The 13,773-nt window shown below is 43.2% G+C and carries 13 protein-coding genes, 4 tRNA genes and 1 other annotated feature (1 of these 18 only partly in view); of the genes, 14 read left to right on the top strand and 3 right to left on the bottom strand.

The window, feature by feature from the left end; all coding sequences use genetic code 11:
* Positions 1-92: 92 nt before the first annotated feature.
* The 3 genes from NSQ76_RS19895 (at position 93) to NSQ76_RS19885 (ending at position 2,875) form a co-directional block, all read left to right on the top strand.
* Entirely contained in the window at positions 93-1,382 is a 1,290-nt protein-coding gene (locus NSQ76_RS19895) for an adenylosuccinate synthase (RefSeq protein ID WP_024424032.1), read from the top strand.
* 136 nt (positions 1,383-1,518) lie between these two features.
* Entirely contained in the window at positions 1,519-2,652 is a 1,134-nt protein-coding gene (locus NSQ76_RS19890; protein ID WP_125587000.1) for a DUF418 domain-containing protein, read from the top strand.
* Positions 2,653-2,665: 13 nt separating this feature from the next.
* Positions 2,666-2,875 carry a hypothetical protein gene (locus NSQ76_RS19885; protein WP_034622249.1) on the top strand — a complete coding sequence of 70 codons (210 nt, stop codon included), beginning with the start codon at positions 2,666-2,668 and terminating at the stop codon, positions 2,873-2,875.
* Between the two features lie 29 nt (positions 2,876-2,904).
* On the opposite strand, the gene NSQ76_RS19880 is transcribed toward NSQ76_RS19885, so the two are convergent.
* Positions 2,905-3,429, bottom strand: a complete 525-nt coding sequence (locus NSQ76_RS19880) for a peroxiredoxin family protein (protein ID WP_024424031.1) — start codon at positions 3,427-3,429, stop codon at positions 2,905-2,907.
* 343 nt (positions 3,430-3,772) lie between these two features.
* Between NSQ76_RS19880 and NSQ76_RS19875 the strand changes: the two genes are divergently transcribed.
* The 11 genes from NSQ76_RS19875 (at position 3,773) to NSQ76_RS19825 (ending at position 11,909) form a co-directional block, all read left to right on the top strand.
* Positions 3,773-3,848: transfer RNA gene (locus NSQ76_RS19875), tRNA-Lys, on the top strand.
* 6 nt (positions 3,849-3,854) lie between these two features.
* Positions 3,855-3,926 (top strand) — tRNA-Glu (locus tag NSQ76_RS19870).
* Positions 3,927-4,008: 82 nt separating this feature from the next.
* Positions 4,009-4,085: transfer RNA gene (locus tag NSQ76_RS19865), tRNA-Asp, on the top strand.
* A 27-nt stretch (positions 4,086-4,112) separates the two neighbouring features.
* Positions 4,113-4,185: transfer RNA gene (locus NSQ76_RS19860), tRNA-Phe, on the top strand.
* 348 nt (positions 4,186-4,533) lie between these two features.
* Positions 4,534-5,241, top strand: a complete 708-nt coding sequence (gene yycF / locus NSQ76_RS19855; RefSeq protein WP_024424030.1) for a response regulator YycF — start codon at positions 4,534-4,536, stop codon at positions 5,239-5,241.
* Positions 5,242-5,248: 7 nt separating this feature from the next.
* Complete coding sequence (gene walK / locus NSQ76_RS19850; RefSeq protein ID WP_341055694.1) at positions 5,249-7,087, top strand: cell wall metabolism sensor histidine kinase WalK; 1,839 nt, start codon at positions 5,249-5,251, stop codon at positions 7,085-7,087.
* Positions 7,077-8,456: a two-component system activity regulator YycH gene (gene yycH, locus NSQ76_RS19845; protein ID WP_341055693.1), complete on the top strand. Its 1,380-nt coding sequence runs from the start codon at positions 7,077-7,079 to the stop codon at positions 8,454-8,456. The genes walK and yycH overlap by 11 nt, the downstream gene beginning before the upstream one ends.
* Entirely contained in the window at positions 8,443-9,306 is an 864-nt protein-coding gene (locus NSQ76_RS19840) for a two-component system regulatory protein YycI (RefSeq protein ID WP_024427621.1), read from the top strand. The genes yycH and NSQ76_RS19840 overlap by 14 nt, the downstream gene beginning before the upstream one ends.
* Positions 9,307-9,312: 6 nt before the next feature.
* Positions 9,313-10,107 (top strand): MBL fold metallo-hydrolase, encoded by a 795-nt coding sequence (locus NSQ76_RS19835; protein WP_024424026.1) that lies wholly within the window; start codon positions 9,313-9,315, stop codon positions 10,105-10,107.
* Positions 10,108-10,185: 78 nt separating this feature from the next.
* Positions 10,186-11,376: a S1C family serine protease gene (locus tag NSQ76_RS19830; protein WP_392387674.1), complete on the top strand. Its 1,191-nt coding sequence runs from the start codon at positions 10,186-10,188 to the stop codon at positions 11,374-11,376.
* A 68-nt stretch (positions 11,377-11,444) separates the two neighbouring features.
* Positions 11,445-11,909 (top strand): GNAT family N-acetyltransferase, encoded by a 465-nt coding sequence (locus tag NSQ76_RS19825; RefSeq protein WP_041106743.1) that lies wholly within the window; start codon positions 11,445-11,447, stop codon positions 11,907-11,909.
* A gap of 39 nt (positions 11,910-11,948) precedes the next feature.
* Here the strand turns inward: NSQ76_RS19825 and NSQ76_RS19820 are convergent, their stop codons facing one another.
* Together NSQ76_RS19820 and NSQ76_RS19815 are read right to left on the bottom strand one after the other, a co-directional pair.
* Positions 11,949-12,830 carry an ABC transporter ATP-binding protein gene (locus NSQ76_RS19820; RefSeq protein ID WP_024427618.1) on the bottom strand — a complete coding sequence of 294 codons (882 nt, stop codon included), beginning with the start codon at positions 12,828-12,830 and terminating at the stop codon, positions 11,949-11,951.
* A complete protein-coding gene (locus NSQ76_RS19815) occupies positions 12,831-13,520 on the bottom strand; it encodes an ABC transporter permease subunit (RefSeq protein ID WP_144489717.1) in 690 nt (229 codons plus the stop codon). It lies immediately after the preceding gene.
* 192 nt (positions 13,521-13,712) lie between these two features.
* Positions 13,713-13,773, top strand: a binding site (T-box leader) (it continues 210 nt past the right edge of the window).

The following is a 13,773-nucleotide window of genomic DNA, read 5'->3' as shown; positions in this document are numbered from 1 at the left end:
TCGGATTTCGCGTTGACTTTTTCGTTGTGCATTGATAAAATAAATGTGTTTGAAAGAGATAACGTTTTGAAAGGTTAACGGAGGTGCACGATATGTCTTCAGTAGTCGTAGTAGGTACGCAGTGGGGTGACGAAGGAAAAGGGAAAATTACCGATTTCCTTTCAGAAAATGCAGAGGTGATTGCCCGTTATCAAGGGGGAAACAATGCAGGTCACACGATCAAATTTGATGGAGTGACATACAAGCTACACCTCATTCCATCCGGTATTTTTTATAAAGAGAAAACTTGTGTCATCGGTAATGGAATGGTGGTTGATCCTAAAGCGTTGGTCACTGAGCTTGCGTATCTTCACGAACGGAATGTGAGTACAGATAACCTCAGAATCAGCAATAGAGCCCATGTTATTCTGCCTTACCATTTAAAATTGGACGAGGTAGAAGAGGAGCGGAAAGGGGCTAACAAGATCGGTACGACGAAAAAAGGAATCGGACCAGCTTATATGGATAAAGCTGCCCGCGTCGGTATCCGCGTCGCAGATCTATTAGATCGTGAAGTATTTGAAGAGAAGCTTGCACGCAATCTAGAAGAGAAAAATCGTCTTTTAGAGAAAATGTACGACACAGAAGGCTTCAAGATTGAAGATATTTTAGACGAGTATTATGAATATGGCCAGCAAGTGAAAAAATATGTCGTAGACACATCTGTTGTTTTGAATGATGCACTAGATGAAGGCCGCCGCGTGCTATTTGAAGGAGCACAAGGGGTCATGCTTGATATCGATCAAGGGACATACCCATTTGTGACGTCATCTAACCCGGTAGCTGGAGGCGTGACGATTGGTTCTGGCGTAGGACCAACGAAAATTCAACATGTAGTCGGCGTGTCAAAAGCGTACACAACACGTGTTGGAGATGGCCCATTCCCAACAGAACTCCATGATGAAATTGGCGATCAAATTCGTGAGGTTGGCCGTGAATACGGTACGACAACTGGACGCCCGCGCCGTGTCGGCTGGTTTGACAGCGTTGTTGTCCGTCATGCACGACGTGTGAGCGGAATTACAGATTTATCTCTTAACTCAATTGATGTACTGACAGGGATTGAAAAATTGAAAATCTGTGTCGCTTATAAATTGAATGGAGAAATCACAGAGGAATTCCCAGCAAGCCTAAATGAATTAGCGAAATGTGAGCCTGTCTACGAAGAAATGCCAGGATGGACAGAGGATATTACAGGCGTAAAGAACTTAAGTGAACTGCCTGCAAATGCCCGCCATTATTTAGAGCGCATTTCACAATTAACAGGTATTCCACTTTCCATTTTCTCAGTCGGACCAGATCGTTCACAAACGAACGTTGTCCGCAGCGTGTACCGTCCATAAGAATAGATTGATGAAGCACCAGTAAAATCTCGCATTTTACTGGTGTTTTTTTGTTTAAATATTCCTTAATTTCAATAGAACGGACTTCCGGTCATTACCAAAATATGATAACTGTATAGGAGGAAGGAGCGTTCTAGTGAAAGAAAGAATACGATTATTAGATATTTTACGAGGTTTTGCCATACTAGGCACCTTGGGAACGAACGTCTGGTTTTTTGCGTATGCAGGGGATACCTTTGCGACAGATCAGATTGCGGATGAATATGAAAATGGCAGTTTTCTGGAAAGTCTTGTCTCCATGTTCGTTTATGGAAAAATGCTCTCGCTGCTCACGATCATGTTTGGTGTTGGATTGGAGCTGAAATACCAGCAGGCAAAAAGGAAGGACACGCCTTGGCCGGGTACTTATTTATGGATTCTTTTATTTTTATTTATCGAAGGCTTTGTCCATTTTACGCTTGTGATGGAATATGATGTGCTCATGAGCTATGCCGTTACGGGGCTGCTTGTGGCTTACATTGTACGGGGAGGAAGCAGGCGCATCAAAAAGGGCATGGTGTTCTCAGGTGTGATTCATCTGCTCATGATGTCATGTCTGATGCTGTACTCCCTCTCTGAAATGGAGTCAGCGACCGATGATCAAAGCGGTGAACCAGCGCTGGAAGAGCAGCTGCCAGAGACATGGATCTCGCAGGTTCAAGAACGGTTACAATACTTCTTCATGTACCGAGAAGAAGCGGTCTTTATTATTCCAATGAACACATTTCTGTTTTTATTAGGTGTGCGGATGATGAGAGCCGGTGTATTTTATGCAAATGAACGCGGACAGTCTCTCCGGAAAATATTGTTCCGAATCGGACTGTGGATTGGTCTGCCGCTGAATGCACTAGTTTTCGTACCGAACGATTTAGTGGAATTTGTGGTGCGCTACGCCTTTTCACCATTCCTCTCTATTTTCTATATAGCTGTCATTGCGAAGCTCCTCGCATGCACGGAGTCATGGTTCATGTGGACTTGGTTTGAATATGTAGGGAAAATGGCGCTTAGCTGCTACATCCTGCAAAATGTCATCTGCTCCATTCTTTTTTATAGCTGGGGATTGGGTCTTGGCGGTCAAATCAATGCGCCTCTTATTGTATTGGCATGGCTGTTGATTTCACTTCTGCAAATCGCGGTTTCAGCAGTTTGCCTAAAGGTTTGGAGAATTGGACCAATGGAATATATCCGTTCACGGGCACTTCGCAGGGTGACGATGAAACAAGCATCATAAAGGGGAGAGCACAATGTTTTTTAAAAAAATGACGAAAAGAGAACAAACGAATGCACATAAAGCAGCTGTGCCGGCATTTGTCTTTTATCTTCTGGCATTAGGAGGGCATGCGCTGTACATGTATTTCCAGGGTAATAAACCACCCGTCACTTTTGTCATTCTCGTGGCGGGTCTCTTTGTTTTTTTCACCGCAGATTGGCTATATAATAAAAAGCGTTCATAAAAAAAGCCCTCATCGCTAGGGCTTTTTCCTTACTTCAGGCTTTTATATTGGCCTTTTAAATTTTTACGGATGTACTGAATGATTTTGCGTAGTTCGTTGGCATGCGGTCTGCCAAACGGACTTGTTTGTCTTTGCTGATAGAGCACTTGACCTTTTTCATTTAATAAGAAATAGGCGGGTTCACCGTGCACCCCGTGGTCTTCATATGGGGCATCTTCCCCGTGATAGTGGACTTCATATGCTTTTAATGACGTGAGGTCATGGTCATACATGATCGGGAAGGACAGTCCCTCTTTATCCGCAAATGCCTTCAAGTCATCAGGGTTATCCGTGGAAATCGCCATCAAGTGAATATCCTTGTCCTGAAAATATGATTGCTGCTGTTCGAGCTCTTTTAATTCTTCGACACATACCGGGCACCAAGATCCTCTAAAGAAAACAATCAGGTGCCAGCTTTGATGCTCCTCTAAATGTTTGTCGAAATCAATGTGATCGCCCTGTATTGTTGGAAGTGAAAAGTTGGGCATTTTATCTCCTAATTTGAATGAACTCATACTGCTTCCTCCTTTTTCAATGACAATGTCACTTGTTTCATGTATAGCCATTTTTGAGCGGCCTGAAACGTGCCTATGTGTTTAAGTAGGCAGAGGTCACCCGAAAAGGCGCATCTAATGAAGGCGGTTGCAGAAGTGGGGGCTTTGATAGGATAAATTTAAATTCGATACTTTTTTTAAAAAAATGTCGAAAAACGTATTGCCATATGTAATTACTCTATGATATTATAAATCTCGTTGTTGCAAAGGTCTCTGAAACTTGTTAGGATGCGATGTTCCAGCTTTTTTAAAGCGATTGGTTTGGCGCAATACAGCTTCTTCAGATTCACTTTTCACAAACCGAGAGCCATTAGCTCAGTTGGTAGAGCATCTGACTTTTAATCAGAGGGTCGAAGGTTCGAGTCCTTCATGGCTCACCATGTATTGGCCCGTTGGTCAAGCGGTTAAGACACCGCCCTTTCACGGCGGTAACACGGGTTCGAATCCCGTACGGGTCATTGATTTACTTTAGCGTTAAGCTAATTTTTTCCTCACTTGCTTGAAGGAGCACCACGATTGCTTTTTCGGGCAAGTTACTGAGGTCCGGTAGTTCAGTTGGTTAGAATGCCTGCCTGTCACGCAGGAGGTCGCGGGTTCGAGTCCCGTCCGGACCGCCATTTATACATATTCATCTTTTTGATGATGGCTCGGTAGCTCAGTTGGTAGAGCAACGGACTGAAAATCCGTGTGTCGGCGGTTCGATTCCGTCCCGAGCCACTTCCAAACGCATCTGCAATCGCAGGTGCGTTTTTATTATGAAAAGAAGGCATAAAAAGGGAGAAGCCGGACCTAGGTAGGGCCCGGCTCCATAAGAAGAAGACGTTACATCTATATAGACGGCTGGTGATTGGAAAAGTTTCAATAAAAAAGGAAAAAGTCATCAATTTTTTTCGGGCGGCGCCTTCCTATCCAACGTTTACTAGAAAAGAAAGCCGTTATTATTTTTATCTTTGCCTCGTAAAACGTTATAATAGACAGTGAGCCTTTTTTTCATAAACGGAAAAGGCGTAATGATACATGCAAAATGGAATGACATAGATGCTAAAAATGCAGGAGGAAATCACAATGGAAAAAAAGATTCTTGTCGTAGATGATGAAAAACCGATTGCTGATATATTGGAATTTAATTTAAGGAAAGAGGGCTATGAGGTTCATTGTGCATATGATGGAAACGAAGCCCTTGAAATGGTAGAAGAAATCAAGCCGGACATTATTCTGCTCGACATTATGCTGCCGAATAAAGATGGTGTTGAAGTATGCCGTGAAGTGAGAAAGAAATATGACATGCCGATTATCATGCTGACAGCAAAAGACTCTGAAATTGATAAAGTCATCGGCCTTGAGCTTGGCGCAGATGATTATGTGACGAAGCCTTTCAGCACACGTGAGCTGCTTGCCCGTGTGAAAGCGAATTTGAGAAGACAAACCGCTGCTCCGCAGACGGAGGAAGAATCTGAATCAAATGATATTGAGGTTGGATCACTTGTTATTTATCCAGATGCGTATGTGGTGTCTAAGCGCGAGGAAACGATAGAATTAACGCACCGTGAGTTCGAACTGCTTCATTACTTAGCGAAACATATCGGACAAGTCATGACACGTGAGCACTTGCTGCAAACGGTATGGGGCTACGATTACTTCGGAGATGTCCGTACAGTAGACGTCACAGTCCGCCGTCTTCGTGAGAAGATTGAAGACAACCCAAGCCACCCGAGCTGGATCGTGACAAGACGAGGCGTCGGCTACTATTTAAGAAACCCAGAACAGGACTAAGATTCTTATGAGTAAAGTAGGTTTTTTTCGCTCGATTCACTTTAAATTGACCTTGATTTACGTGCTGCTGATCATCGTTGCCATGCAGATCATTGGCGTGTACTTTGTGAAGCAGCTAGAGCAGTCCTTAATTAATTCATATGATAATTCCTTGAATCAGCGAATCTACTCGTTATCGTATTACCTAGAACAAGATTCATCGAAAAGCAAGGCAGAATTAAAAGAGGATGCTCAAAAGATATTAAACGATTTTAACAACAAAGATGAGTCTAATGAAATCTCTGAAGTCAGCTATATTGATGAAAGCAGAGAGGTCATTGCCTCTGTAAATAACGGCAGCCAAGAGATTGCTGGTAAGAAAATTACTGATCAAATCATTAGCCGTATTTTCGCGGTTGGCAAAGACTATGAGAAAAAATTCTATGACCCTGAGTCAAATAAAAGGGTCCGTATTTCTGCGACAGCCGTAAAAAATGAGAACCAAGAGACCGTTGGTGTGATTTATGTTGTGTCTTCAATGGAAAGTGTGTTTAACCAAATGCGAACCATTAACACCATTTTAGCGACTGGGACACTGATTGCACTTGGGACGACTGCTCTACTTGGTATCTTCATCTTTAGAACGATCACTCATCCTATTTCAGATATGAGAAAGCAGGCGATCGAGCTTGCCAAAGGGAACTTCTCCAGAAAGGTCCGGAAGTATGGACATGACGAGATTGGCCAGCTTGCGACAACCTTTAACCATCTGACGAGAGAGCTGGAGGAAGCTCAGCTGATGACGGAGGGGGAGCGGAAAAAGCTTTCTTCTGTCATTGCCTATATGACGGACGGTGTCATCGCAACGAATCAAAACGGTGCAATTATTCTATTAAACAGCCCTGCATTAGAGCTGTTAAATGTTTCACGTGAAACAGCACTAGAGATGCCGATCACGTCCTTGCTTGGCTTAGAGGAAACCCATACATTTGAAGATTTAGTCGAAAATCAAGATTCCATGCTGATAGAAATTGAGCGCGAAGATCAGCTGTCTGTATTGCGTGTTAATTTCTCCGTCATTCAGAAAGAGCATGGGAAAATTGATGGCTTAATTGCGGTCATTTATGACGTCACAGAGCAGGAGAAAATTGATGCTGAACGCCGTGAATTCGTAGCGAACGTATCGCATGAGCTGCGCACACCGCTGACGACGATGCGAAGCTATCTTGAGGCACTGGCTGAAGGTGCGATTGGTGATAAAGAGCTTGCGCCAAGATTTCTCAGTGTCACGCAAAATGAAACGGAGCGCATGATCCGGCTTGTCAATGACCTGCTGCAGCTGTCTAAGTTCGACAGCAAGGATTATCAATTCAACCGTGAGTGGACGAACTTTATCAGGTTTATCTCGCTCGTCATTGATCGTTTTGAAATGACGAAGGAGCAGCATGTCGATTTTATCCGCAACCTGCCGCAGCGTGAAGTATATGTAGAAATCGATCAAGATAAAATTACACAGGTGCTCGATAATATCATTTCCAATGCCATGAAATACTCACCAGAGGGTGGACACATCACGTTTACCGTTGATCTGGATGAAGAGAAAGGTCTTGTGTTATTCAGCGTGAAAGATGAAGGAATCGGTATTCCGAAGAAGGATATGGATAAAATCTTTGAACGTTTTTATCGGGTAGATAAAGCAAGAACAAGAAAGCTCGGCGGAACCGGCCTCGGTCTTGCGATTGCAAAAGAAATGGTTCAAGCTCATGGCGGAGATATTTGGGCTGACAGCATTGAAGGAAAAGGGACAACGGTGACCTTTACCCTTCCGTACAATGAAGAACAAGAGGATGATTGGGATGAAGAGTGAGACCTTTAAAACCATAATATTGACAATCCTAATTGCGATCAGTCTTGTATTTACGTGGAACATCTGGATGTTCCAGCCCGTCATGCAGGATCAGGCAGATACCGGCACAAAGGTCGTGGAAACGAAGAAGATTTCAAGCGACGAGCCTAGAAGTCTCATTGATGTCGTGAAGCCGCGCGAGATGTTCATTCATTCAAATGGAGAGCATTTTAAAGTGGATCAAAAGGAACTCTTTCAAAACTTTTGGAATGATGTGAGCCTTTGGGATGTCAAAGAGATTAATGATGTGTCAGATCAATATTCCGAGCAGAAATTTAAGAATTTCTTCTATGGACGCGAAGGACAAGGGAAAACATTGGATCTTGTGTTCAATGATCCGATTCCGATTGATATTTTCCAAGCGCTCTTTAAATGGCCGAACAAGTCCATTGAATACAACTCGTTTGATCGGATGATCGTGCCGTTCGCCCAGCAGGATAAGGCGAATAAAAAAGTATATTTGGTCTCATACAGCAAGGAGACGGTGCTTGAGCTGACAATTGAGTCCGCCAATTACCGTAATCTAATGAACAGTATCGCAGCCGCTCAAAACGAGATGCCGCGCTATGATCTTTATACATTCTCGACGAATTCTAAACGAGATTTCCTTCTTCCGAGAAAGCAAAAGCAGCTTGAAGCGAAGATGTTCTTTATCGAAACGATTAAGACAAACAAGTTCAAAGACGCTTTGTTTACGGACCCGAGCCTTGTCGGTGAGGAATCTAATTTAAACCGGACGGTGTACACAGATGGCACAAGCCGCCTTGAAGCCAATCAAAAAGACCACCGCATTCAATATCAGCACCGCAATATCAATTCCAGCACTGTTTTCCAAACGGGGGATTTGATTAAGCGAAGCGTGAAATATTTCAATGATACGGGAAGCTTTACTGATGATTATCAATATTTTGGCATCAACAGCAACCAGCAGCTGTCCTTCAATATGTTTATGGACGGTCTGCCGATTGTGAACAGTACAAAGCATCCATTTGGGATGACCTCCCTTGAAGTCCAATGGGCGAATGATGACATTTTGAATTACAAGCGTCCAAACTATATTCTTGGCAATAAAGCGAGTCAAAGTGAACAGGTCAAGCTGATGAACGGGACAGAGCTGAAGGACTTGATCATCAAGCAGACGAAATATGATGATCTGGAGAAAATTGAACAGATTTTCCCTGCATATCAAGCTGCTTCAACTGCATCAGATCAAGATCAAGCGATGTTTGTCTGGCTGGAGCCTGTATGGTGTATGAAGTATAACGGCAAAACCGTGATTCTATCGAATGATCTTTTGACAGAGGGGAGCGAGAATCATGGAGTGGAATAAGACCAAAACGATCTTTATCCTAGCCTTTCTCGTTCTCGATATCTTTCTAGGTTTTCAATACTTTGAAAAACGGTCAACCGATCATTTTGCGATTATCGAAAAAACGGATACGCTGGAAGAAATGAAGGCAGACGGGATCAAATATGGCAATCTATCAGATGAAGCGAAGATTGGATACCGCATTACAGCTGAAAAGAAGCAATATACGAAAAAGGATGTCGACGGATTAGCTGATCAAAAGGCGAAAAGTACATTCCCGAAAACAGAAAAAGATGATCCTGTCACGCTGCTTGAAATGACCTTCAACAAGCCAGTTGCCTTGCCGAAAAAGGATATTAAAACAGCGGCGACGAACCTTGTGAACCAGCGTTTGCTGGATGGGAAGAATTATAAGCTGTGGAATATAGATGAAGAGACAGGGAAAATCGTCTTTTTCCAAACGTATAAAGGGAAATACATCTTCCAAGAAGGCCTTGATGACACCGAAACCATCGGGCAAATTACCTTAAATCTCAACGATCAAAACGAAGTCGTCTCATATCAGCAATCGATGGTGACATCGATTAATGAAGTGAGAAAAGAAACCCTTGTCCCAGCACTTGAAACCGTGAAGGACTTATATACGCAAAATATGCTGAGTCAAAACACGACCGTGAAAAAGGTAGAGCTTGGCTACTATACGCAATACCCAGGGGCAAGCACGCAAGTCATGGTTCCTGTTTGGCGGGTGGAGCTTGAAGGCGTATCAGCAGGTTCAAAGAAAAAGACAGAGGAAGAATATTTGATCAATGCCATCGATGGCTCAACACTTGATCATATAGAGAAAGATGACAAATCTTCAATGGAGTGAGAGAACATGAGCTTGCAGTTCAGTGTACTAGCGAGCGGAAGTACGGGGAACGCTTTTTATTTAGAAACAGACGAGCATGCCTTTTTGGTGGATGCTGGTTTAAGCGGCAAACAGATGGTCGAGCTGCTTGGCCAAATCGACCGCAAGCCTGAGGACTTGGACGGCATTTTTGTGACACATGAGCACTCCGATCATATTAAAGGGCTTGGTGTCATGGCAAGAAAGTACAAGCTTCCTGTCTATGCAAATGCGAAAACATGGAAGGCGATGGAATCTCATATCGGAAAAATTGATACAGAGCAGAAATTCCATTTTGATATGGAGACCGTTCAATCCTTTGGCGGCCTTGATGTCGAGTCATTTGGCGTCTCACACGATGCGGCAGAGCCTATGTTTTACGTGTTCCATTATGGAGGGCGCAAACTTGCCCTCATGACGGATACAGGCTATGTGAGTGACCGCATGAAAGGCATTATTAAGTCAGCCAATACGTTTGTGTTTGAGAGCAATCATGATGTCGGGATGCTGCAAATGGGCCGATACCCATGGAGCATTAAGCGCAGAATTCTGAGCGATGTCGGACATGTATCAAATGAAGATGCTGCTCTTGCAATGACAGATGTCATTGGAGATGCCACCTCACGTATTTATTTGGCTCACTTGAGTCAAGACAACAACATGAAGGATTTAGCCCGTATGGCGGTCCAGCAGACGCTTGAAATGAAGGGCTTTGTTGTGGGGGATGGCTTTGATTTATTTGATACAGACCCGAAAAAAGCAACCCCGCTTTGCGCCGTATGATTTTTATAATCGTATGATTAAGATAAGAGCTTCTTACCAACACTATATACATCATCTATTCACTGAAAGGAAGGAAACATAGTGGATTATCGCGATGTAGAGTGGAAGCCGAGACGAAGCAGAAAAGGATATTTTCTTTCTGGTTTGATCGGTGTATTGGTAGGAGCTTTTTTAATGGGATTCTTTTTCCCCTATGTATCTGGACAGAGCGGCAGTCCCTTTGGATGGCAGCAGAACGGTGATGGGCAAGCATCACAGGGTCCTTTAAAGACGGTGAATGTAAACGTCAATGATGCTGTCACGAAAGTGGTGTCTAATATGTCAGATACGGTGGTCGGCGTCATTAATATCCAAAAGTCAAGCTTTTGGGAGGAAGGCGGAGAAGCAGGCAGCGGGTCAGGTGTGATTTATAAAAAAAAGGGTGACACGTTTTATATTGTCACAAACCATCACGTCATCAAAGGCGCCAACCAGCTTGAAGTGAGCCTCCATGACGGGACAAGAATTAGTGCCAATCTTGTCGGCAGCGATCAGCTCATGGATTTAGCAGTTCTCACTGTCAAAAGTAATAAAATCAAGAAAACGGCAGCCTTCGGTAACTCAGATCATGTGAAGCCGGGTGAGCCAGTCATCGCCATTGGAAATCCATTAGGGCTTGAATTCGCAGGCTCTGTCACACAAGGAGTCATATCAGGCACAGAGCGTGCGATCCCTGTTGACTCAAATGGAGACGGACAGACGGATTGGAATGCAGAGGTACTGCAAACAGATGCCGCCATCAATCCTGGAAACAGCGGTGGTGCCTTGATCAATATGGACGGAAAGGTGATCGGCATCAACTCAATGAAGATTGCTGAATCAGAGGTAGAAGGAATCGGGCTGTCTATTCCAGCGAATCTGGTCATCCCTGTCATAGAGGATTTAGAGCGCTACGGAGAGGTAAAGCGTCCGTATCTTGGCGTCGGCATGAAATCATTAGCGGATATTGCGAGCTACCACTGGCAGGAAACGTTGAAACTGCCATCTAAGGTTACATCTGGGGTCGTTGTTATGAGTGTTGAGCCGTTATCTCCAGCAGGAAAAGCGGGCCTAAAAGAGCTGGATGTCGTGACCTCCTTTGATGGCAAGAGTGTACAGAATATCGTGGATCTTCGTAAGTACTTATATCAAAGGAAGGTCGGCGACAAGGTAAAGGTGCAATTTTACCGAAGCGGGAAGAAAAAATCAGCAGAGATCAAACTTTCTCAAACCGACCGATATGGCGGCTAACCAGTTCCAGTAAGGGACTGGTTTTTTTGGCATGACTGACATATGATGAAGGAAAGGGGGTTGTAAGATTGGTTACACTACAACGGATGTCACAAACCGATTACGATGTATTGATAGAGAAGGCCATTCAGCGGTACGCGGAAGAAAAGGTACTCGCAGGAACATGGAAGAAGGAAGAATCACTTGCGAACGCAGAAGAACAATTTGACAGGCTTCTTCCAGAAGGACTTCAGACAGAGCATCATGAGCTGTGGAATTTCTTAAACGGAGATGAAGCGATTGGCTGGGTTTGGCTTTGTTATGACCCGAATCACCCGCAGCACGAAGGATTTATTTATAACTTTATTTTGTTTGAAGCTTATCGAGGAAAAGGCTTTGCAAAGCAGGCCATTGCTGCATTAGAGGAGCAGGCAAAGTCATTAGGTGTGCAAAAACTCTCGCTCCATGTCTTTGCTCACAATCAAATCGCCCGTTCGCTGTACGAGAAAACGGGATTTGCAGAAACCGGTATTTATATGAGTAAACCTTTATAAAAAAGAAGAAGTACCGTGCAGAAAGCGTACGGTACTTTTTTATGAGGACATCATGGCATCCTGAGCCGTGACTCTGTATAAATCGACTTTACACTTCACGAAAGCGCGAATGATCGCTGGAACTTGAGCTTCTGAACGAATTAACAATGAGGTCTCGTCATCACTGATCACAAGATCTGTTCCGACAGTTTGTAGGTACTGCGTGAGAACAGGTTTCACCTCATCATCAATCCATGCATGCTTGAAGGTTGCACGTATGTTTGAGGATGTGATGGTTTTCTCTTGAGGATGAGTATGTGGGGACACTAATTTTCCTTCAGAAATGAACGCCGTTTTGGTACAAATACTATTGGTGAACCTTGGGCGGTCAGCTGTTAAAAAGACGGTTTTCCCTTCATCCTTTAATGTTTCAATGACCCGCTGAATGTGCAAGATCGAATCTGCATCAATATCGGCAAAAGGTTCGTCAAGTAAAATAAATTCCGGCTGATGGGCGATGGCCTGCGCCATTCCGAGCCGTTTCTTCATACCAGGTGTGAAGGCACCGACCTTCTCCTGATGATCATGATGTAAACCGACAAATTCGAGCAGTTCTTCATAATCACTCGTTCTCTGGCGTGTTCCGGTGATTTTTGATAAATAGGCAATATGCTCAAGAGCCGTAAGACCTTCATATAAATCCGTATATTCTGGCAGAACACCGATATGCTGTCTCACTTTTTTTAGCGAAGGCATATTCATCACTGTAAACGTACCAGAGGTAGGGCGGGAGATCCCGGTAATGATATTGAAAAACGTCGTTTTACCAGATCCCTTTGGTCCAATGAGGCCGAAGATATCACCCTGATTGACATCAAGATTAATATGATCTATTGCGACTTTTGTACGATATTTTTTTGTGAGCCCTTTTGTATGAAGCATCTACACATCCCTCCTTTGAAACAGCAGTGCAGTTCCAATGAGTAAGATAACGGTCAATGCCGTGTTCATTAGGACGTAGGTCAGCGGTTCACTCCAGCGCGCATAATAATAAGGCGTCATATATTGGAACCAATGAATCATTCGTTCTGAAGAAAGAACAGAAATCATACTGACGATTGGGAAAAGAAAGGAAAATAACATACCGACAAACATTGATTTCTGCGGTGTTGGAAAGAGCATGGACAAAAATAAAGCACATGAGATACCGACACTGATAAAGGTTAAGATTTTTAAGGCATCTGAGAACAGAAAACGGTGTGAAATCACCATATTCAGCACATATGTCGTCATAATACAGCTAAGCCAAAACAGCATCAGTCCTAGATATTTCCCGATGATAATGTTTAAACGGGTTGTTTTACTGACGAGAAAACGAATGGTTTTCAAATGAATTTCGCGGCTTAAAATATCATGAGACAACAAAAAAATAAGGAAGAAACCAAATAAAGAAATCACCAGTTCATTCCCAATAGAATAAGGATCCTTTGCCAGTTCCCATTTTTCCTGATGAGCAGCGATAAACGGAAGACTTGAAACAAAAGTAGATAAAATGAAAATAATAACAATTGTTAAAATAGATTTTGTGCTTTTGAAGAGCTGCTTAAACTCATTCATACAGATGGTCCACACACGCTGTACCTCCCTTCACCTTTATTATACCCCTAGAAAAGAAAGACACCATATCTCGCTCTTTAACATTTGTTTAAATTTCATAAAAAGAAGACTCTTCCAGCACCAGTTGACTCATTTTTAAAAATGTTCAGAAAAATATCTTGATTTATCAAAAAACATCATGTATGATAGCTTTAATTCAAGATAGTTATACAGGCAATGACGAGAGAAAGTACAATCATCAATTTTTCCACAGAGAGCTTCGGCAGCT

Origin of the sequence: Bacillus sp. FSL M8-0256 (assembly GCF_038005765.1) — a bacterium.
GTDB classification, from domain to species: Bacteria; Bacillota; Bacilli; order Bacillales; family Bacillaceae; genus Bacillus; species Bacillus safensis.
This window is presented reverse-complemented; position numbering and strand designations above follow the sequence as displayed.

Bases quoted from the DNA above. Each gene is read 5' to 3' on its own strand.
- NSQ76_RS19895 (WP_024424032.1), top strand. From the start codon at position 93: ATGTCTTCAGTAGTCGTAGTAGGTACGCAGTGGGGTGACGAAGGAAAA.
- NSQ76_RS19885 (WP_034622249.1), top strand. From the start codon at position 2,666: ATGTTTTTTAAAAAAATGACGAAAAGAGAACAAACGAATGCACATAAA.
- NSQ76_RS19880 (WP_024424031.1), bottom strand. From the start codon at position 3,429: ATGAGTTCATTCAAATTAGGAGATAAAATGCCCAACTTTTCACTTCCA.
- yycF (WP_024424030.1), top strand. From the start codon at position 4,534: ATGGAAAAAAAGATTCTTGTCGTAGATGATGAAAAACCGATTGCTGAT.
- walK (WP_341055694.1), top strand. From the start codon at position 5,249: ATGAGTAAAGTAGGTTTTTTTCGCTCGATTCACTTTAAATTGACCTTG.
- yycH (WP_341055693.1), top strand. From the start codon at position 7,077: ATGAAGAGTGAGACCTTTAAAACCATAATATTGACAATCCTAATTGCG.
- NSQ76_RS19840 (WP_024427621.1), top strand. From the start codon at position 8,443: ATGGAGTGGAATAAGACCAAAACGATCTTTATCCTAGCCTTTCTCGTT.
- NSQ76_RS19835 (WP_024424026.1), top strand. From the start codon at position 9,313: ATGAGCTTGCAGTTCAGTGTACTAGCGAGCGGAAGTACGGGGAACGCT.
- NSQ76_RS19820 (WP_024427618.1), bottom strand. From the start codon at position 12,830: ATGCTTCATACAAAAGGGCTCACAAAAAAATATCGTACAAAAGTCGCA.